The sequence below is a fragment of the Halalkalibaculum sp. DA384 genome, from assembly GCF_043951955.1.
Taxonomy (GTDB): Bacteria; Bacteroidota; Rhodothermia; order Balneolales; family Balneolaceae; genus JAMQKA01.
The window spans coordinates 124,104-145,594 of the sequence record NZ_JBINJE010000006.1 but is presented as its reverse complement, the minus strand read 5'-3'; the positions used below and the strand labels follow the sequence as shown (position 1 = coordinate 145,594).

The 21,491-nt window shown below is 51.4% G+C and carries 11 protein-coding genes; 4 read left to right on the top strand and 7 right to left on the bottom strand.

The features are described 5' to 3' along the window. Positions 1-49: 49 nt before the first annotated feature. Together ACG2E4_RS05845 and eboC are read left to right on the top strand one after the other, a co-directional pair. On the top strand, positions 50-970 hold the full coding sequence (locus ACG2E4_RS05845) for a TatD family hydrolase (protein ID WP_395275977.1): 921 nt from the start codon (positions 50-52) through the stop codon (positions 968-970). 92 nt (positions 971-1,062) lie between these two features. Beyond that, positions 1,063-1,995: a UbiA-like protein EboC gene (gene eboC, locus ACG2E4_RS05840; protein ID WP_395275970.1), complete on the top strand. Its 933-nt coding sequence runs from the start codon at positions 1,063-1,065 to the stop codon at positions 1,993-1,995. A 260-nt stretch (positions 1,996-2,255) separates the two neighbouring features. Here eboC and ACG2E4_RS05835 read toward each other — a convergent pair whose 3' ends face one another. The 5 genes from ACG2E4_RS05835 to ACG2E4_RS05815 all read right to left on the bottom strand — a co-directional run bounded on the left by ACG2E4_RS05835 (position 2,256) and on the right by ACG2E4_RS05815 (position 12,856). Further along, entirely contained in the window at positions 2,256-4,250 is a 1,995-nt protein-coding gene (locus ACG2E4_RS05835) for an auracyanin family protein (protein ID WP_395275969.1), read from the bottom strand. A gap of 59 nt (positions 4,251-4,309) precedes the next feature. Next, the gene (locus ACG2E4_RS05830) at positions 4,310-6,181 is read right to left on the bottom strand and encodes a family 16 glycoside hydrolase (protein WP_395275968.1); all 1,872 of its coding nucleotides are present in this window, start codon (positions 6,179-6,181) and stop codon (positions 4,310-4,312) included. A 557-nt stretch (positions 6,182-6,738) separates the two neighbouring features. Further along, a complete protein-coding gene (locus ACG2E4_RS05825) occupies positions 6,739-7,587 on the bottom strand; it encodes an RnfABCDGE type electron transport complex subunit D (protein ID WP_395275967.1) in 849 nt (282 codons plus the stop codon). After that, entirely contained in the window at positions 7,588-9,399 is a 1,812-nt protein-coding gene (locus ACG2E4_RS05820; protein WP_395275966.1) for a CRTAC1 family protein, read from the bottom strand. A 10-nt stretch (positions 9,400-9,409) separates the two neighbouring features. After that, the gene (locus ACG2E4_RS05815) at positions 9,410-12,856 is read right to left on the bottom strand and encodes an FG-GAP-like repeat-containing protein (protein WP_395275965.1); all 3,447 of its coding nucleotides are present in this window, start codon (positions 12,854-12,856) and stop codon (positions 9,410-9,412) included. Positions 12,857-13,490: 634 nt separating this feature from the next. Here ACG2E4_RS05815 and ACG2E4_RS05810 point away from each other — a divergent pair. Both ACG2E4_RS05810 and ACG2E4_RS05805 read left to right on the top strand, forming a co-directional pair. Then, positions 13,491-14,495 carry a LacI family DNA-binding transcriptional regulator gene (locus ACG2E4_RS05810; RefSeq protein ID WP_395259995.1) on the top strand — a complete coding sequence of 335 codons (1,005 nt, stop codon included), beginning with the start codon at positions 13,491-13,493 and terminating at the stop codon, positions 14,493-14,495. Positions 14,496-14,706: 211 nt separating this feature from the next. Next, on the top strand, positions 14,707-15,708 hold the full coding sequence (locus ACG2E4_RS05805) for a LacI family DNA-binding transcriptional regulator (RefSeq protein ID WP_395259994.1): 1,002 nt from the start codon (positions 14,707-14,709) through the stop codon (positions 15,706-15,708). Positions 15,709-15,942: 234 nt separating this feature from the next. On the opposite strand, the gene ACG2E4_RS05800 is transcribed toward ACG2E4_RS05805, so the two are convergent. Continuing rightward, positions 15,943-19,398 carry a methylmalonyl-CoA mutase family protein gene (locus ACG2E4_RS05800; RefSeq protein ID WP_395275964.1) on the bottom strand — a complete coding sequence of 1,152 codons (3,456 nt, stop codon included), beginning with the start codon at positions 19,396-19,398 and terminating at the stop codon, positions 15,943-15,945. A gap of 232 nt (positions 19,399-19,630) precedes the next feature. Further along, entirely contained in the window at positions 19,631-21,250 is a 1,620-nt protein-coding gene (locus ACG2E4_RS05795; RefSeq protein ID WP_395259988.1) for an Ig-like domain-containing protein, read from the bottom strand. Positions 21,251-21,491: the final 241 nt, after the last annotated feature.

The window sequence follows — 21,491 nt, the reverse complement described above, 5'->3', positions numbered from 1 at the left end:
AAACCAAATGCATAATTAAATTTTTATACTGACTATGGCTTTTGAAGATATGATGTTTATTGATCCACATGTTCACATGATCTCCCGCACCACCGATGATTACGAGGCGATGCGCCGCGGGGGCGTGGTGGCTGTCATTGAACCCGCTTTCTGGATCGGGCAGCCGCGCACCAACGTGGGCTCCATGCTCGACTATTTCAGCATGATTGTGGGCTGGGAACGGTTCCGGGCCAGACAGTTTGGCATCCAGCACTACTGCACAATCGGGCTGAATGCCAAGGAGGCCAACAACGAGGAGCTCGCCGAAAAGACGATGGACCTGTTGCCCCGCTACGCGGCAAAAGAGGGCGTGGTAGCAATTGGCGAGATTGGCTACGACGACATGACCGACCTCGAGGAGCACTACTTCCATGAACAGCTGGAATTGGCCAAAAAGATGGACATGCTGGTGCTGATCCACACGCCCCACCGTAACAAAAAGCAGGGCACCATCCGCAGCATGGACCTGTGTGAGGAGCACGGGCTGGATCCCGGAAAAGTGATTGTGGACCATAACAATGAAGAAACGGTGGAGGATGTGCTGGATCGAGGCTACTGGACCGCTTTCACCATCTATCCCGGGACCAAGATGGGTAATGAACGAATGGTGGAAATCGTCAAGCAGTACGGCACCGAACGGATTTTTATCGACAGCGCCGCCGACTGGGGTCGCAGCGATCCACTGGGTGTACCCAAGACGGCCAAGCTGATGTTGCAGCGCGGTATTTCGGAGGAGCAGGTCAAAAAAGTGTGCTACCAAAACGCACTGGATGCCTACAAGCAGAGTGGTCAGTTTAATGAAGAGGACTGGCTGGAACGTCCCAAAATCGACCAGCGGGAAACGTTCAGCGGAAACTCGGTGCTCCGGGGCGGGCGCGATCCGTTTGTTGAGGAGGAAGAGCCGAGCAAGGACGACCTGATCATTGAGTAGGATATGTTCAACAACTGATGTGCGACATATTTTAGAACTGTGTCGCACTTCAATTCCTCCATTCACAATCCCTCCAATCAATTGACGTGACTGTGCCCTCTTCCCAAAATCGTGTAAAACACTCACTTGGCACCCGGCTGTTTGCCTATCTCCAAACCATGCGTCCGGCCAATATCGTTACGGCTTTTGCTGATATTTTGGCGGGGTTTGCCGTTGCCGGTGGTGTTATCGCTTTTCAGGATGGAATTTCAGCATATCCTGACGGCCTCGTATGGCTGCTGCTTGCCACGTTCGGACTGTATGGCGGCGGTGTGGTGTTCAATGATTATTTTGATGCGGAGCTGGATGCCCGGGAGCGACCGGAGCGACCGATTCCCAGTGGACGCGCCTCCCGAACCGGGGTCGGTATACTCGGCGTCCTGCTGTTTTTTTTCGGTTGGTCAGCGGCCTTCCAGGTGAATGCCTACAGCCTCGTACTTGCCGTACTGATTACTGCGGGCTCCCTCGTTTACGACCGCTTGGCCAAACATTCTACACTATGGGGACCACTGCTGATGGGGCTGCTGCGCGGCTGGAACCTGCTGCTGGGATGCAGTATTGTACCGATAGCCATGCTGATGGAATGGTACCTGCCTTTCATTCCGATCGCTTATATCGCATCCATTACGCTGATCAGCCAGGGTGAGGTGCATGGCGGTTCCCGGAAGTCCGGATTATCTTCACTTGGATTGATTATCCTGGTAACGGGTGCCCTCATCGTCCTGGGACTGCACTCCTCTTATGAATTCATGGTTGCCGTGCCGTTTGTAATACTATTCGCAGCTGCCGTTTTTCCACCATTTCTCAAGGCTGCTCTTAATCCAAACCCGACCTTTATTCGACAGGCTGTAAAACGGGGCGTGGTGTGCCTGATATTGCTGAACAGTGCATTAGCTGCCGGTTTTGGCGGTTTTTTTCTGGGCTTGTTCGTTGCCATGCTCCTACCTCTTTCAGCGGGACTCGCCAAAATCTTTGCCGTAACCTGAAATAAGGACTTACAGGTGGTGATGGCGATATTCCTAAAACAACGATGAAATACCTTCGGGAGTTAAAAACGGGCACAGGCGACATCGTTATTACAGGCTTAAAGGACCCTTTGCAGAACCTACTATTTAGTTGGGAGGTTAAATTTGCCACCGGTCTTATTGTGACCTTATAAACGGGAGTACAACTCCCTCAGAACGAGGAATTGAGGGAGTTACAGAGCCTTCCTAAAATAAATAAACCGGCGTTCACAGGCTACATGCTACTCCGTCACCGTCATGACACCCTGCATGGTCTGCCAGTGCCCGGGGAAGGTGCACACGTAGGGATACTCATCCGGCTGTTCGGGGGCTGTAAAAAAGATGGACTCGGATTCGCCCACCTCGAGCAGGCTGGTGAAGAAGAGGACATCCTCGGAGTCTGGTACGTAACCGCGCTGTGGACCCTCCAGCCCCATATTCATGGCCCTCTGGGCTACCCGTTCCAGCGCTCCGGGCTGTACAATAAGTAAGTTGTGAAGAAGATCCGTGGGGTTGTTAAACGTGATTCTCACCCTGCTGCCGGCCTCCACTTCGAAATCAGTGACATCAAACAGCATCGGAGACTCCGCGTTGATCGTTATTACCTTGTCGGGACCATTGGTCCATGACTCCGGCATCTGCGTGCGGTGTTTTACGGGATCAAAACCCTGCTCGCCAGATCTGTCCTCCTGGCTTTCCGTACCGGCCTCATCGTCTGCCACGGCCAGCGGTTCACCCTCAGGGATGTTTTTCATTGTATAGTAGCCTACCGAATGCAGGAGTGGATAGCCGGTCCCTGCCTCCCGTATCCCTTCGGCCTTAATTTCATGGACATAGCCTTTGCGGATATTATCAACGACCAGGCGGGCGGATAGTCCGTCATCGGCAACCTGTACATACGTTACCGGCGCCTGTTCCTGGTTGATGATATCGCTGCCGTATGTGGAGTGATATTTATAGGTAAAGCCCGTTATGTTGTATGAAGCGGGATCAGACGCCGTCTCGGGTTCCACCGGCTTCGTAAATGTAAGTTCAAAACCATCGGGACGGGCGTGAATTTCCTTGATCTCAAACGGGGTCTCTCCATTCCAGACCAGCCGCTGCAGGCCGTACAGTTCCGGACCGGTGGAGCTCCATCCGCGGCTGGTCATGCCCACATACATATTGGAGTTGCCCTGTCCCCAGTTCATGCGCAGCACGCCGGACTCAAATCCATCCCGAAACGGAAAGACCACCCCCTGATATTCTCCGTTGACCTTTTCCTGGAACACGCGCATCACTTTACTCTGACCCTGGTCTCCCACAAAAAGTTGGCCATCAAACGGTCCAAATTCGGCTTCGGAATTATCCAGCAAGATATCGGAGGTAGAGATTCCCATGACCCCGTGCGGAAACCAGACGGAAGGCGTCTTAAGCTCGGGAATATCCTCGGCTACCCCATGCATCGGTTCACCGGTATCCGGGATATCTTCCGGCCTGAGGTCGAGTGGAGAACCGGGCAGGTGCGACCAGCGAAGACCTCTCGGATTGCCCGCAAAATCGCCTTTCTCCAGGTGGGTGATATTTCCGGAGCCTACCCAGTCGCCCTGGTTTTCGGAATAGAAGAGGTCACCTTCGGCATTGAATGCAAAACCGGCTGGCGAGCGGAGTCCACTGGCCAGGGGCGTCACCTCTTTCCCATCGGGTGAGACCTGCAGCAGCCAGCCGTCCCATTTGGAGAGGGCCTCGCCGTAGCCGATCCACGCCAGGTTTACCGTAACCAGCATATCGCCGGAAGGCGTGAATTTTGGTCCGTAAAAATACTCGTGGTAATTCCCGGAAAGCGGCCGGTCCCACACCGTATTGTACTCATCGGCACGGCCATCGCCGTCGGTATCCTCCAGCCGGGTGATCTCGGGGCGCTGCGTCACGTAGATACTGCCATCCCGGTAAGTAAGACCGAGCGGTTCATGCAGGCCTTCCGCAAACAGGCTGTACTCGGGATCGTCGCTGTCCGGGTTATTGATTATCCAGACCTCCCCGCGGCGGGTGCACACGGCCAGGCTTCCGTCCGGCAGCACGTCCATACCCCCCACCTCCAGAAAAACATCATCCGGTATGGGAATATCGGCGATTTCGTAATAGTATGACTCAGTGGGGATATCAGACTGGGCGAAACCGGTACCCGTTGATACAATCAGGAGGATTATACCCGTTATCCCCCAAATGAATACCTTCTCGAAGTATGTAGAATTCATTCTAAATAGTGCTTTAAAAAGTTGGTTCAGGTTCTTCATCATCAGCAAATCAGTTAACGCTACCAGATAATTTCGTATTCAATGATAGTCTCGGTTCCGTCGGTCAGTACAGGGATGCGGAGGTCGTAGTCCTCGCCGTTTTGTACAACTTGCGGTGACTGGCTGCCGGTATCCACCACATTCAGGTAATATGTGCGGTCATCCACCACATACTCCCCGGAAGAATTTTGAGAGATCTCATCACCAGAAGCCAGCTGAAACCATACATCCTGCTGCGGCTGCGGAGCTTCCAATTCCACGGTGCGGATCAGCCTGCGATTATCATCGGTGCCGGTAAAGCGATCTCGCACCTGGACTTCGCCCAGGGAGTACTTAAAGGTGGGCCACCCTCCTTCACCGATGGAGTATCCCTGCACATCCAGCTGATCCCAGGAAAGCGAGTCGGGCCAGACCGTTGAAGGGCTGTTCAGCTCTGCGATAGCGGGATGTCCCCTGAATGTAACCGGCGGACCGGCCGGCTTGGCAATTTGTGGCTGCCCGCGATTAATCCACATCTCATTGGTATTCACAAAGGGTCCCTCCCAGGCGTTTAACAAAGCAAATTGCCCCAGGTCATAGCTATAATTAATGCCGTTTGGGGAACCTATATTAACCACATGCGTGCGCTTTCCGCCATTATGCATGGCAAAGGAGCGGAGCGTTTTTACACGATCGTCAGGTGGACTCACAACCAGGTCTTGCAGCTCGCGACCGCCGTCCGGCACGGATGATGATTTGTGGAGAGGCTGCAGTCGCAACTTGGGGCCTTCAGCGAACAGGGAGAGCCCCCAGTACCAGTTGTTGGGATGTTTCAGGTATTCGAGGGTAAAGCTGTGCTGGCCGCTCTCCAGCTCCACCGTTTTCGAGGCCAGTTGGTGCATGCGGTGGACTTCCGACTGGTCAAACACCGGCTGCCCGTCAATGAGCATGCGCACCATCCCGGCATTGCGGAGTTTAAAGAGATAGGTGCCGCTGTTGGGCGCTTCCAGGGTGCCCGTATAGCGCAGCGCGTAACGGTCATCCCGTTCCACCACATTCCCCGCCAGCGAATCTGTGTTGGCGGTTTCAACGGTCTCCAGTGAGCTGAAGTCGGGTATCTGATCGTACTCACCGGGATAATACTCGTAGGTCAGTTCGTCGAGTGAAATACTGGTCTTGTCGTACCGCTTGTACTCAATATTTCGAAGAGCCACCGGGCCGTGATCGCCCTGTATCATCAGTGGACCTTCGGGCACCTCATCCTGGAAGGCGGCCGCCCGGGTGGGGCCGGTAACTTCCACATCCTCCTGCACGAGCGAACCGTTCAGCCAGACTTCCTTGAATTTGGCGTTGGAAATCTTGTTCCCATTTTCATCAAATTCCGGAGCCTGGAACAGTATTCTGTAATGCTGCCACAGACCCGGTGCACGAGCCGCATTCAGCAAGGGCGCACTTCCTTCAAATCCTTTCTGGCCCTCCGGCTGACTCTCATCCCATCGCTGGTATATACCACCCACATCATTAAACTGTGGTTCGTCCACGCCCCAGCTGTCCAGCAGCTGCACTTCATAGCGGCCCATCAGGTAAATGCCGGAGTTGGAGCCTTTCGGCATCAGGAAATCCAGTTCAAGCTCCAGGTCTCCATGTTCCCACTGGGTAAAAATGTGCTCCTGGTGTTCCTCGTTCGGGATATTTACCAATATCCCGGTTCCTTCCAGCGGGTTGAGGTCATGCTCGGTTTGGCGGTCACTTTCCACCCCACCGGCAACAGTCCAGTTGTCAGTCACCGGCTGAAAGGCCTCCAGGTTCTCCAGCGAAATTTGGTTCATCGGCAGGGTTTCCACCGGGGACTCCTGCTCCTCTTTAGAGGTGCCGCATGCCTGAATAACAAAAAACAGGGCGCAAAATCCCATCACGCCTGCCCAACTTCTTGGTAATACTAAAAAACGGTTCTGCATAAAATCCTCTGATTATCTGGAGATAATAAATTCAGTTGAATGTACTAAAAGTTTTTGTTCGTTTAACGGTCAAATCCAAAACTTGCCCATTTGTCAGCATCAGGATGTTATTGTTCCTGCGAACGAATCCTGACATTTCGGATGCGCCCTGTGCCTCCGTAAATCCTGCAGGCGCAACCATCCCTTATTTACTTGCCAGAAGGCTTTGCAAAACCCTCAATTCCTTGTTCTGAGGGAGTTGTACTCCCGTTAAAAGGGCACCAAGGTCGGTAGTACAACTACCTCCCAACAAAATAGCAGGTTCTGCAAAGGTCCCTTGCCAATAAATCGGCGCTTGGAACCGGGTCAGTTACACAAAATCATGTTAGGAGAGTTATTTGACCTGAGTCCGTACTCAATTTAGTCAAAAACCCGTCGAAAATTATTTGAACGGGCTCCCCATTGACTTTGACGACAAAACGCCAAGATCAATCATGCATAAAATTATCTTATAGCGGGCTTTACAAACCCTGTTATACACTTTCCTTCTCTGTAACCTGCGGGGATTCCGACTGATTTTGCTGTCGCTCCCTCCAGTTTTTTTCGATAATCATGGCCAGCGGTCCCACAACAAACAACGCATAGAACGGGGCATACACCGCCTCATTCATCCGGAAGATCATCTCAACAAAGGCGATCAAAAACGCCACCAGGTATTGTCCCCTTTTGGACTTCACCGTGGTGACGGGGTCGGTGATCATGAAAAGCACAAACAGCTGGTACATCGGTCCCGAAATCGGGGCAATTTCCGCCAGAAAAGGATCTCCTGAAAGGAAGCTGCGCACATAGGCAAAGAGCAGAAATGAGACCACGTACGTACCGCAGATATGGAACCGTTTCAGCCGCCAGATAGATACAAACCCGATGATCCAGATCACCAGCATGGGCCACATGTTGTTGCCCCATTGAATGCTCAGGATAGCCACATCATCGTATGCCAGAAGTAATATGGCTACAATCCCGAAGTTGGAGGGATTCCAGATATGGCTGCCCTTGTAACGCAGCACATATTTTGAGGCGATCGACAGCATGCTCGTCAGGGCGTAGGTCCACAGGAAGGGAGAGCGAATGAGGATACCAACGCTGATTCCGGAAATATAGGCGCTGTTTAAGCTCCTCCACTCTCCCAGCAATAGCCGGTGCAGCACCAGCTCCGTGACCATGCTGGCACCAATGGCCGTACCCAGTTTTTTATAATCCTCCAGGATGCCAAACGAGAGATGGGCTGCGATGAGAATGCCGGTAATAAGCAGCGGTGGAGTATACCCCCGGTTATACCTGAATTCCGATACGAAAGTCTTCACTTTTTGGACGAGCTGCATCTAGTTGTTCTCCGGTTCTACAATGTGATGTTGCTTGTTTACTTCCGGAGATTTAATGGTCTGGCTGATGCCGGATGGCCACCGAATTTCAGCTTTTGTAATCTGTGGATCTGGTCCCAATCCAAAATGCAGCGGGCGCTGGTTCTGGGCGCTGAAACCGCTGGCTCCCATCACCGTTTGCACCTGGCTGCGGCCATCCCAGTACAGTTCTACTTCGGCCCCGATGGCGCTCCGGTTACTTTTTGTGCCTTTCAGCCTAAATTCTATCCAGGTATTATTCTCTTCGACCTCGGTATTGTAGATCTTAAACGGTCCACCCTGGGTGGAGACCAGCACATCCAGCGAGCCGTTTTGGTCAAGGTCGGCCAATGCCACGGCCCGGCTGTCCAGTTTCAATGCACCGCCCACAGCACTGGAAACCTCCTGGAATCTGCCGGCCCCGTCATTGATCCAGATGCGGTTCTGCTGATAGCCCGAAAGGCTGCGGCCCTCCATGGCGGGCCAGTTTTTGGCGTCGGAAATAATTTGTTCATGTCCACCTGCCACTTTGGAAAAATCATACCAGTAGTCCTCATCCTGGTCCGCCGAAATATAGCCATTGGCCACATAGAGGTCGAGGTAGCCGTCGTTGTTGAGGTCGCCGAACTGCGCGCCATAGCTCCATCCGCCAAGCTCCACCCCCAAATTCCCGGCCATATTCTGGAGTTGAAGCTCCTGCTCCTTGGTACTGGTGACCGGCATCCAGAGGTTGTTGCCCTGGATGAGCACGCCCGGCTCAGAAATATTGGTCACATAGATGCCGTATTTTCCTTCGTTCATAATATCGCCAAAGGAGACGTTCATGCCGCTTTTGGGGGCAAAGCCCATCCCGGCCTCGTTGCCCATCTCTTCAAACTTTTTGCCACCGTGGTTTATATAAAGCTCATCAACGCCATAATCATTGGCCACCACAAGATCGGGATAGCCGGAGTCGTTCAGATCGACCGCCGCCGCTGAAAAAGACCAGCGATTGCTAACCAGTCCCATCTGCTCGCTAACCTCTTTGAACGTGCCGTCCCCTTCGTTGTGGAACAGGAATTTACGCCCCCCGTTGGTGGAATACTCAAAACTTTCGGGCATGATCTTGGTCGTTTCCAGATCCCACAGGTTGATATCTTCATCATAATACCCTCCTATGAACAGATCGATTCGGCCATCCCGGTCGTAATCAAACCAGACGGCGGTGTTGGCGTTCACCCATTCAGGCAGGCCCGCCTGGTCGGTAATCCGGGTAAAGCCCTCTCCCTGGTCGTTGTGAAACAGTTCGGGTTTGCCCCATTTAAAGACCAGGAGATCTTCATACCCGTCATTGTCATAATCGCCCCATACAGAACCCATGGATGTACCGTTTGCCACAGGCTGTTCATTCAGCATAGCCACGCCCATCTTCTCGGCCACATCGGTAAAGGTACCGTCCCCGTTGTTCCTGTAAAGCGCGTTCTTGGTACCCTCGGCGCTGTTGGTCAGGTAGAAATCGTGATGCCCGTCATTATTAAAGTCTGCAACTGACACAGAGGCGCCCACCGAGGCGACCTGGGGCATGATATGATCGAGCCTCGGATCCAGCTTCGGCGGGTGATGCTGAAAATTTACGCCTAACTGCCCGCCGATCTCCTGCATGTAAAAGCCATAGCGGCTGAGGGCTTCCTGCTGTCCCTCTTTACTTGTCTCCTCCTGCTGCCATTCTTCCAGCTTATCAAGTGCCGCAGGGGTAGCCAGCAGCCCGATAAAGAAAATCACGATACCAATTTTTGCGGATTTATTCGTATTCATCAATCGCTTGCTATTGCTTGCCTTTGTTTTCAAATCGCAACGCGGTACGTAACAGTTCGGGCGTTATGTACCGCGTGTGAAACCGCGCCCAGTCCTCCTTGTGCTTTTCGTAGACGGGATCATGCTCCAGCTTCCCCGGGTTCTCCGCATAATCTTCCATCCCGTGGTACGGTAAAGGAATAACTGTTTTGGAATGTCCCGTATTGTAATCCCCGTCTTTTACCCAGCCATCACCGATCAAAATGAAATCGCGTTCCCAGCCTTCAGGGGGTGGAGCGGGGGCTTTGAACTTGAACACCAGCTCATCCCCGGCATTCATAATAACATAGCGGTCATCGATCTCTTGCACAAGTTCGCCCACCTCGCCAAACCGGGTGTAATACCCCACCAGGTCAATCCACTGCGGAGTGGTGCTGGCAATATTCTGGTAATCGGGAATTTCCGGCGAAAAACGGCTCTTGCGATGCAACTCTGAGAATCCACGGTATCGGAGTTCGGCCACCTCTGGCTGGAGTTTTTGGGTTTTTATATCAGCGTCCGGCTTGCCTTCCGACCATGATATCCGGTCCCAGTAAATCTCCATATTGGTGGAAAGCCGCACTTTTTGAGGGATATCTTCGATCGACAGATCGCTCAGGTTGATCAATACCGTTTTACTTTTACCTGCGGGAAAGCCGATATCATCTTTCACCGTTTTCCACCCGCCGTTCCCATCGGGAACTTGCAGATGAATGCCGTGCGGCGGCGGGCGGTCGCCCTGGCTGATTGCCACATTAATGGAACTGTCCGTGGGATAGACCCAGCCGTTGGCTACCAAGTATACCGGCTTTTGTTTGTTGAATTCCTGCTCGCCCAGCTCCACTTCAAGGTAGTGCTCTTTGGCCAGCCCCTGGTAGGCCGTGAGGTCAAACGTATCTACATACCGGCCATCCTTTTTGCGGATCAAGTCGGTTACATCGGTGCGGTCCTGGTCAATCGCTTTTTGTACCGGATTAAGGGTACTCATGGGATAAAGCTTTTGCTCCGGAGCAGGCAGATAAAACCGCTCATTGGCCATCACTTCCGTGTCTTTAGGATGATCCACCACCATCATGGAGACGTGATCAAAGAAGTGCGTCTCCCAGAGTTCGGCTGTTATGCGAACATCGTAGTATCCATCTTTGGGTTTGAGCTGGTCACCCTCAATCTTAACCCAGTCGATACTGTGTACTACGCTGCCCTCTCCCTGCGCATTAATTCGGAGTCCCAATGCCGTTCGCCACAGAAAGTCGGTGACAAACTCCATCTCCTCCCCATTGTGGGTAAATATCCACGGGCAGGAACCTTTCAACAGCTGCTCGTTAAATATTTTTGACCCGTAACCCAGCTCGGCAAATTCCGCCTGCACGGAACCATTGGGCCATAAAATCCGCAGCATTTCGGCCTCGTCATACGTTCCCAGTCCGAAATGAACCACCGGTGCATCGATAAGCTGTTTGTGATAGAGCAGGCCCGACCGTATTTCGATCTCCCCACCAATGCCAAACGAATTGATCCGCTGATCGCCCACCGTGCCGGAGGCCCTCGGACTGATCATCCGCCCATTATAGTCCATCTCACCGGCGTTGTTAATGACCTGCATCGGGGTCCCTCCTGCCATGCCGATCAGGTCCAGCCGGTTGTTGCCGTTCATATCCGTAGTTGAAACCAAGTTACCCGGCAATGAGCTGCTGTGCAGGGCAAAATCCAGCTTCTCATCACTGAGCCAAAGCCGGCTGCCACTGTCGGTTGAGATAATTAAATCGAGCCCGCCGTTGTTATCAAAATCCTGGACAAACAGTTTTTTATAGGAACTCCCGGCGACAGGTGAATTCAACTCGGCAACAGTTTCTCTGTCAAACTCCGGGCTTTCGGGTGATGCATAGACTCGCACCACCGCCTGATCCGTCAGGGCCGCGATATCGAGGTATGAGTCACTATCTAAATCGGTAATGCGGATGGAGTGCACGGCCGGTAGTTCCGGCAGATCGTCTACACGCTCAAACTCTCCCATCCGTTGATTTCGATAGACGACAAGTTCTCCGTTGCTGGCCAGGAATACGGCGTCCGCATCGCCGTCGGCATCGATATCGCCCCATGCGAAATCAACCGGGTTCTGTACTTCACCAAAGAGTTCCGCAATGGAAAAGGTACCGTCTCCGTTGTTTCTGAGCACCCGTGGAGACTCCTCTTCGCGGGCCAGCACCAGATCCAGGTCGCCATCCAGATCCAGATCGGCCTTCCAAACACCTGAGTAGCTGTCATTTATAATTGAGGGCGGCAACCCGACTTGCGGGGTAATGTCATTGAACTGCTTGCCTTCCATCTGCTCATAGAGCCTTAATCCCTGTGACCCGGCGAATGCCAAATCATTGAGGAAATCATAATTGTAGTCGAACGTCTCGATCGCCGAGCGATGAATGCCATTTTCAGCGAGCGAAACCGAAAATGACGGCCCGTCCTGGAAAGCCGCGGTGTTTGGGCCGAGGGTCATCACATCCGGGATGGTGTCTTCCGCCAGCGTCAGATGAAAAGCCAGGTTCCAGTCGCCTTCCGCCACATCCAGCGGCTCCTGTGCAAAAGTAATACCCGTATCAGGTGCTTCATTCAGCGTGCTGGGTTCAGGCAGCCACAGGAATTCTGTCAGCAAAAAGCCGACCTGGTTCGGTGGCAGTTCAATCTGGTCAAAATCGGCTTCAAATCCAGATAGCTTGTTCAGGTTGTTCCTCAGATAGGCGATCTCGAAGGTAAGGTTCTCAATCGGCTGACCCAGAATCTCCTCCCTGAGGTCGTCAAATTCATTTTTTATCTCTTCCGGCCAGCTCTCCGATTGCTCTGCCAGCTGATCCAGCGACCGTTCCAGCAGCGACGCGTCATCCATTTTGGGAGCCAGGCGAGTCATCTCCAGCAGTACCGCCAAATTTTGCGGGTTTTGGCTGCGCAGCTCGTTTAGCAGATCCCGTATTTGATCAGCGTTTTCTCCCGCATCCTGGCGTTCCAGCTCAGAAATTAACGTATAAGTTATGCGTGAGTTTTCCGGGGAGATTTCATGTGCCTTTTGAAGATGATCAATCGCCGCCTGTATATTGCCCCTTCGACTCTCCAGGATGCCAAAGAGAAACTGAATGTCGGCATTATCGGGGGCCAGGCTTTCTGCTTTTGACAGCTGTTCTGCTGCCAGCTCAAAATTTCCTCTTCGCATCGAGAATACGCCGATATTGGCCCATGCGGCCGGTTCCCGGGGATAACTTTCCGTAATGCCATTCATCTTTTCTGCCGCAAAAACAGCCTGATCCGACTCAATGGCCGCCAGGCTCAGGTAAAATGCCGAAACCGCCTCCCGGTATTCTTCCGACGTGGGATCAGGCGGTGTAGGCTCGGAACAGGAGATGAGCAAAAAAGAAGAGACGAACGTCAATAACAGTAACCTTCCAACCATATAGTCAATATTGAACAAATGTTAATTATTGGCAATTATAAATCGATAGCCCTCATTGTGCATTATGCGGATGAAACAGCACACAATATTCTTCGTGATTCGGCATCAGGGAGCGGCTGGCATGCACTACCGACTCAGTGCCCTTGCTGAACAAACAAGAATATAACCCACAACCTGTCTTAATATTAACATTGAGAGCCCTGGAAGTCCATTCTTAATTTGATCAAATATATGCAAAAGTGCCGCTGTTTTCGAGCCTTGTTTTATTTCGTTTGCATGGTATTCAATTTTTTTGTGATGTTAGGTTGTAACATTCCACCTTTTTCAAGATACCATTCCAGCATCAGTTTGCTGTCCTATCTCCTGTTGGTTTGTAGTACCGAATAATTAATGAATCGCATATTGGCACATACTACGGGATTTGCTGACTTGTAACCAACTTGTGGTAACGAACTATTTAGGCTGATCATAATAATCAATCGAGACAAATGGGAATATTGTCCATTCAATAATGCAATTTTTTTGCAAAAAATATCACCTTTTGCCATACTGTCTGGTTATAAACCAGTAAAAACGGGTGGGCAAACGGTTGTATTATCGTACCTGCATTCATTAATCTCTCAAAGACAAACCGTTGAAAGTTACTCTTAAAGATATCGCGAATGAGGCAGGCTTTTCGATCTCCACGGTGTCCCGCGTGTTGAACGGGTCCAGCAAAATCAGCCCGGATACCAGGCGCGTCGTCCTGCAAACAGCTAAAAAGCTGAACTATCCCGTTTTTTTTGCTGCTAACGGGGATCGTGTTCCGCACACGCTGAATATATTTCTGATCGTATCGGGATTTCATGTCGGAGAGTTTTATGCCTCTTTTTTTGACGGTATCAACCGTGCGGCTGAAGAACAGAATATCCGCCTTGCGTTGCTGAGTATGAACAAACCGTTACCGGAGGTGATCGAACAGCTAAAAAAGCTGGCCGTAAATGGCCATTCGGACGGGCTCATCCTCTTTACGCCCGAACTAAAAAAACAGGACTACCTGGAGATCAGGGAAGAACTGCCCGACCGTTTCCCACTGCTTTCCAATGGACTCATTGAAAGCCCGGTATTTACCACTGTCTCATTCGACAGTTACAGCGGTGGCTTTATGACCGCGGAGCATTTTCATGAACGAGGCTATGAGAAATGCGGAATTATTCAGGGTCCTTTTCAAAAGGCCGAAGCCCGGTACCGGGCAAACGGTTTCAGGGACTATACACTGCAGACCTCTTCCATGGAAATTGTCTGGGAGTACAACGGCAACTACACTTTTGATGGCGGAACAGAGGCGTTCCATGACTATCTTGCAACCCGTCCCAAACCCCGGGCCATTTTTGCCTGCAGTGATGCGATGTGCCACGGATTCATGGAAGAAGCGCTGCTTCACGGCTACCGGTTTCCCGATGATATCGCCATCACCGGCTTCGATGACTTGCCGATATGCCGGCGCCACCGTCCCACGATCACTTCAGTACATACCGATTACAAGCAGCTGGGGTGCGTTACAATGGAAAAAATACGAGAAATCGCGGCCAGCCCCAACCAGCAGGAAGGGGTGCTGAGCCTGGTGCCTGTCAACCTGATTATCCGAAATTCTTCCTGAAAATGAAGAATTATGACTCTCTTTTACATGATGAAATATTTTCGCATTGGCGTTTCATTAAAACGGAATAAGTGGTTATTTTTTCGATGAACAAATTCAATCTGAATGCCCAAAATATCAATAAGGCTATACCTCATTAATTCCACTATTTATAATGCTCAATAAAAATTTGTCTTAATATTTTTAATAAAACTGTTGGATCCATATAATTTTGAAAGTAACACTTAAAGATATAGCAGAAAGCACGGGATACTCCATATCAACCGTTTCCAGGGTGCTCAACGGTTCCGAAAAAATTGGCGAAGTGGCACGCAAAAAAATTCTCGTCACCGCCAAAAACATGAACTATCCCATTCCTGAAGAGATCAATGACGATTCGATATACAATGCGTTAAAAATATTTTTTATCGTAACCGGGTTTCACCGGGGAGAGTTTTACTCCTCCTTTTTCCATGGTATCAATCAAGCCGTTGAGAAGGGAAATATTCGCCTGTCGTTAATCAGTATCCAGAAACCGTTTGATGAACTTCTTCTCACCATCAAAGACCTGAGCAATCAAAAGTATGACGGGCTTGTCCTGTATACTCCCGGCTTTAACCGGGAGGAATACGAAAAAATTAAGGAGGTTCTTCCCGAAAACTACCCGGTGGTCTCAAACCACAATATCGAGAATCCGGTCTTTCCCACCATCACGTTCGACAGCTACAGCGGCGGGTACCTGGCGGCCCAGCATTTTAATGAGCGGGGCTACAAGGATCTCGGCATCATTGAGGGGCCGATACAGCGTACCGGTTCACGCAACCGCGCCAATGGATTCAAAGACTTTATCCGTAAAACACCCGGGCTTAACCTGGCATGGGAATTCAGGGGGGAGTTGAAGCCGGAGTCGGGCGTCAAGGCGTTTAAGGAGTTTCACAAGCTCGACAAAAAGCCACGGGCGATTTTCTCCTGTAACGATGTGATGGCTCACGCCTTTATGCAGGAAGCGCTCGCCAAAGATTACCAGTTTCCTGATGACATAGCGATTGTCGGGTATGATGATCTGCCGCTCTGCTCTCGCAACCGACCGACGATCTCCTCTATTCACACCGACTACGAGCGGCTGGGGGCTGTTACTATCGACCTCATGAAAGAGATGCTGTCCAATTCACAGTCACAGCAGGGGATTATTACCTTCGTCCCGGTCAGCCTGAGCGCCCGTGAGTCGTCCTGATTCCGGTGAGTGAAAGTAGTTCTATGTCCTCTGCCCTTGTCAAAGAGAGATTATCCCGGTTGAGAAAGGTCCTATAACCCTTGACTTCTTCGACATTCATAATCTCCAACCGGTGATTTTGGGGCTTCGTTCTGTTCACACCAAAACGAACATTCCTTGCCAGAAGAGGGCTTTCGAATTTTTTTTAACCAGTATCAACACCTCTTCCAAAGAGGCAATCGCATCGCTGGACTGCTACATGTTGCGGCGGTACTCCCCGCCGACCTCGTACAGGGCGTGGGTGATTTCTCCCAGTGAGGCGACTTTCACCGTCTCCATCAGTTCTTCAAAAATATTTTGCCCGTTTCGGGCGGCCTGTTTCAGCGAGGCAAGCGCTTCCGCTGACTCTCTCCGGTTCCTTCTCTGGAACGCCTCCAGGCCGGCGATCTGCTGCTCTTTTTCCGATGCGGTAGAACGAATCAGCTCAACCGCGTGATCCTCCTCTTCCTCCTGTTCACCCAGGAACGTATTGACGCCGATTACCGGGTGCTCACCACTGTGCTTCTGTGACTCATAATGGAGACTTTCATCCTGTATTTTTCCCCGTTGATACATCGTTTCCATGGCACCCAGCACACCGCCCCGCTCAGTCAGGCGATCAAACTCCGACAAGATAGCCTCTTCAACAAGATCAGTCAGTTCCTCAATGAAATAAGAACCCTGGTTGATATTTTCGTTTTTGGCCGTCCCCAGCTCTTTGTTGATGATAAGCTGAATGGCCAGGGCCCGGCGTACCGACTCTTCAGTAGGCGTGGTTATCGCCTCATCATAGGCGTTGGTATGCAGCGAGTTGCAGTTGTCATATATTGCCATCAACGCCTGGAGCGTGGTACGGATGTCGTTAAACTGAATCTCCCGGGCGTGGAGGGAACGCCCGCTGGTTTGGATATGGTATTTAAGCTTCTGAGAGCGTTTGTTCGCTCCATACTTTTCTCGCATGGCCACCGCCCAGATTCGACGGGCCACCCGGCCGATAACGGCATATTCGGGATCCAGTCCATTACTGAAAAAGAAAGACAAATTCCGGGCAAAATCATCGACATTCATTCCGCGAGAGAGATAGTATTCCACGTAGGTGAATCCATTGGCCAGGGTAAATGCCGCCTGGGTGATCGGGTTGGCTCCCGCCTCCGCGATATGGTAGCCCGAAATCGATACGGAGTAATAATTACGCACGTTATTTTTTGTAAAATACTCCTGTATGTCACCCATCATGCGGAGTGCAAACTCGGTGGAAAAGATGCAGGTGTTCTGGGCCTGATCCTCCTTCAGGATATCAGCCTGCACCGTTCCGCGCACTACCTTCAACGTCTCCTCCTTAATCTGCTGGTAGGTCTGCCGGTCAACCAGCTTGTCTCCTGAAATTCCGAGCAGCCCCAGTCCAAACCCGTCATTTGTTGCCGGCAACTCTTCCTGGTATTCCGGCGGCGATACCTGGCGCTGTCGAAAGTAGCGCTTAATTTCTTTTTCTGCCTCTTCCCATTTCCCGTTTTCCCTGAGATATCGCTCCACCTCCTGGTCGATTGCTGTATTCATAAACATCGCCAAAATCATCGGTGCAGGACCGTTGATCGTCATTGATACCGATGTTTTACGGGAAGCAAGATCGAATCCTGAATAGAGTTTTTTCATATCGTCCAGCGTACAAATACTTACGCCGGAGTTTCCGATTTTCCCGTAGATATCCGGCCGGTGATCGGGGTCTTCTCCGTACAGTGTCACCGAATCAAATGCTGTAGAGAGTCGTGCAGCGGGCATTCCCTCACTCACATAGTGAAACCGCTTGTTCGTGCGTTCAGGAGTTCCCTCCCCGGCAAACATGCGGGTGGGGTCCTCTCCTTCCCGTTTAAAAGGGAACACCCCCGCCGTAAAGGGGTAATGGCCGGGCAGGTTTTCTTTAAGTGCATATTTGAGCTGTTCTCCCTTGTGCTTGGTTTTTGGTACCGAAACCCGCGGAATTTTCAGTCCGCTGAGCGACTTCCGGTACATTTTGTTGGAAAATGTCCGCCCTCTTATTTGTACATCCACCTGCTCCTGGCGGTATTTTTCAACGGTTTCGTCCCACTGGTCCAAAATTTTCTTGCAGCGGGCATCGAGCTTACTCCGCCAGTGGTTCTGCATCTCCTCAAGTGTATCGCTTATCGCCTCCTTTCCATCTGGCTTCCAGGCTTCGACCTGCAGGCGGGTTCCCTGCACCTGTTCCAGTTTAGCTGCAATCTCCACCTGTTCTTCCGCCCACCGGTGGTAGTCCCGAATGGTCTCCGAAATCTCTGAAAGATATCGCTGTCGGTTGCCCGGAATAATACCCTGTGATTCAATATTTTCTGCCGGTTCCGCGCTGGTGTAGTGCTCGGTTTTCCACTTCAGGCTGTACCGCTCATTAATCCGATCCACCAGCGCCTTGAAGAGGCGATTTACCCCCTCGTCATTAAATTGTGCCGCAATAGTCGGGTATACCGGCATCTGCTCAGGCTTGCTGTCCCACGCCCCGAGATTCCGTTTCATCTGCTTTCGGACATCACGGAGTGCATCTTGCGAGCCTTTCTTCTCAAATTTGTTCAACACCACAAAATCTGCCAGGTCCAGCATGTTGATCTTCTCGAGCTGTGTAGCGGCGCCGTATTCGCTGGTCATCACATACAGCGGTATATCGGCCACCTCTACAATTTCGGTGTCGCTTTGCCCTATCCCGCTGGTTTCGATAATAACCAGGTCGAAGCCGGCGGATTTAAAAACCTCAACAGCACCCCGCACGGCGTTGCTTGTGGTCCGATTCGTGGCGCGGGTGGCCATACTTCGCATGTACACCCGCCCCGTATCGATGCTGTTCATACGGATGCGGTCGCCCAGCAAAGCACCGCCGGTCCGTATTTTCGAAGGATCGATGGAAATAATGGCGATCTGCAGGTCATTGAACTCCTGTAGAAACCGCCGCACCAGTTCATCCGTGAGGGAGCTCTTCCCCGCCCCGCCGGTGCCGGTGATACCCACCAGGGGTACGGGCTGACCGTTGCTTTCATGCCTGAGGATATTTCCGCGTTTATCCAAAAGTTTTCCACCCTGGTATTTCAGTATCGTTTCATGTCCGTTTTCCAGGGCCGATATGGAACGGGCCAGCGTTTTTTCATCTCCCTGCAATATTTTGCGGGGATCAATCGCTTCCAGTTCCCCCGTGTCAAAGTCGCACTGCTCCAGCATAAAGTTGATCATTCCCTGCAACCCCAGTGTGCTGCCGTCGTCCGGGGAAAAAATACGAGTTACGCCATACGCTTCCAGCTCTGCAATCTCATCATCCACGATGACGCCACCACCACCGCCAAATACCTTGATATGGGAAGCTTCCTTCTCTTCCAGCAGATCAATCATATATTTGAAATACTCCATATGCCCCCCCTGGTAGGAGCTGACCGCAATGCCCTGTACATCTTCCTGGATAGCACAGTCCACAATCTGGCGTACCGACCGGTTGTGGCCAAGATGGATTACTTCCGCCCCGCTGCTCTGAAGAATCCGACGCATGATATTGATACTGGCATCGTGTCCGTCAAAAAGGCTTGCGGCTGTCACAAATCGGATCTTGTGGCTTGCCTGATATACATTTCGGTCGCTTTCAGTTATTTTGGTATGCGTGGTGGTGTTCCCGTTTTCCATAATTGAAAACAATTTATATTGGTAGATGGCTTTGCAACTCCCTCAATTCCTCGTTCCGAGGGAGTTGTACTCCCGTTTAAAAGGTCAATACGGTCGGTAGTGCAACTTACCTCCCAACAATATAGCAGGTTCTGCTAAGGGTTCTCGTATTCACCTGTTCTGCAGGTAAATTTATTTAGCTTTTTGTGGTTTGCAGTACCTTCTTCCTATGTCAACGATCTGCTTTACCCATTTATTCGAACGTAACGGTCACCTCGGAGGTAAATGCCTTCTCAACCGGAATATTTCGCTGTATAAAGTAGGGTTCCGGGGCTTTAAATGGTTGAACCTGGCCCGAATCCCATTCCCCGTTGTCATTCAGGTCGCCATAGATGATCGCCTTGTATTCCAGCGGGGCCAGGTCTTTCAGTTCAACAGATTCCGAAAAAGTGGTATCGACGATCAAGCCGCGCTCACTGGTTGTCAATGCCAGGTGGTAGGAGCGATTGTCCGAGCTGTCTGCCAGGGCAAATTCAATATTCCCGAAATCGGAGGGGTGCCATACCTCAAGAGCATACGATTTCCGCCGGCCGGCACCCGGATTCCATGCCCTGATTTCATAATCCAGACCCTGCTCCCATTCTCCCGGGGGAGCGATCCTCAGCCGGTTACCCGCTATCTCCACGTGCTGCCATCCTTCAATAAGGGAGTCTCCGGCCACCACCTGCAGGGAGTCGGTCAAAAGACGACCGGTAATCGATTTGGCGTATATAATCTCCAGGGGTTCCCCGGGATAGACGCCGCCCTCGATTTTACGCCCGATGATGCGCTGCTGTGTCGTGTCTTCCTGTGCTGATCCTTCAAACTGAAAAGTCGACAACGGCTGATTGTTGCCTGCCAGGTCCCGTATATTTTTTGCTTCTACCTGGTAACTTTGCTGTGCTCCCAGGTCATCTTCACTTTCGGCGAACAGTACGTATTGTTCGTTCGGCAATACATAGAGTGGATTGGCATCGGTATACTTCTCTCCAAGCGTATCTGCAATGGTAATCTGGCTGCTGTCGGTGAGCTGAATGTTTTCACTAAACCGGAGGCGCATACGCCGGCTCGAAAAAAGCCCCACTCCCTGAAGGCGCGGGCGCGTAGTATCAGAAACATCCTTATATATTGTACCCAGGGTATCTTTACCCGCTTTTTCGAGCGTAACCATCTCGCGGTAAAAAGGTTGCGCCCGCTCCCGCTCCTTTTCCCAAATTTTGCTCCTGTTCTGATCGTTCACCCAGAACACCTTGTATTCACCCGGACTCAAATAACTGAAGTTAAAGCGTCCGCTGGTATCAGTCTGTGCGAGGTAATCCGCTTTTCGAGAAAGATCGACCGGGCGCCGGTACAGAAGCACGCGGTCTCCCGTGTCGCCCTTCCCGGTTTGGGCATCCACAATGCGGCCGGCGATCTCTCCTTCATCGATATCCGGGCCGGTCGACACGGCGATTTTCTGGGGTTCGGTCATCTCGTTGCCCCGGGTGTCAGACAGATCTGTTCCAATGGTGACCAAAATAGTCGTTGAATCGGGGAGTTCCTGGTCAAATTCTATTGCCACCGATTTTCTTCCCCAGTCCAGCGAGTAGTCTAACCCTATGTCAGGCTCAATGACAATGGCCTCTCGGAGTGAAGACCGTTCCACGAATTCAGAAAATGAAATTTCTATCTCCCTCCCCCCGAAATTGGTGGTCCCCGGTTCTGGCTGAATTTGTATGATCCTGGGTCCCTCCTGGTCTGGCTCTCCTCCAGAAGGACTTGTGGGAGTCGCACATCCGCCTGCCAGGTACACCAGGAATCCGAATAGCAGCAGTATGACCGTTAAATTTCTCAAATAGCCAGCGGTTTGGTTAGTATTTTCAGGCAGGGAATATAACGGATAAGAAATTAAATGTGAGACCTCAATTCGAGGACCGTCCTGCCTGCAAATTTAATTTCCGGTAATCCGGTCTTCTTGTTTAGGCTTGTGGTTTATCAAAAATATCGCCTCTTCTAAGCAGAATATTTTTGAAGTACTCTGCAAACTCAGTAGATCAGATCATTTATTTGGAACGATTTAACTTTTTATATTGTGC

What these genes read in the sequence shown, in the direction of transcription:
- ACG2E4_RS05845 (WP_395275977.1), top strand. Translation starts at nt 50, where the DNA reads ATGATGTTTATTGATCCACATGTTCACATGATCTCCCGCACCACCGAT.
- ACG2E4_RS05835 (WP_395275969.1), bottom strand. Translation starts at nt 4,250, where the DNA reads ATGAATTCTACATACTTCGAGAAGGTATTCATTTGGGGGATAACGGGT.
- ACG2E4_RS05830 (WP_395275968.1), bottom strand. Translation starts at nt 6,181, where the DNA reads ATGGGATTTTGCGCCCTGTTTTTTGTTATTCAGGCATGCGGCACCTCT.
- ACG2E4_RS05825 (WP_395275967.1), bottom strand. Translation starts at nt 7,587, where the DNA reads ATGCAGCTCGTCCAAAAAGTGAAGACTTTCGTATCGGAATTCAGGTAT.
- ACG2E4_RS05820 (WP_395275966.1), bottom strand. Translation starts at nt 9,399, where the DNA reads ATGAATACGAATAAATCCGCAAAAATTGGTATCGTGATTTTCTTTATC.
- ACG2E4_RS05815 (WP_395275965.1), bottom strand. Translation starts at nt 12,856, where the DNA reads ATGGTTGGAAGGTTACTGTTATTGACGTTCGTCTCTTCTTTTTTGCTC.
- ACG2E4_RS05800 (WP_395275964.1), bottom strand. Translation starts at nt 19,398, where the DNA reads ATGGAAAACGGGAACACCACCACGCATACCAAAATAACTGAAAGCGAC.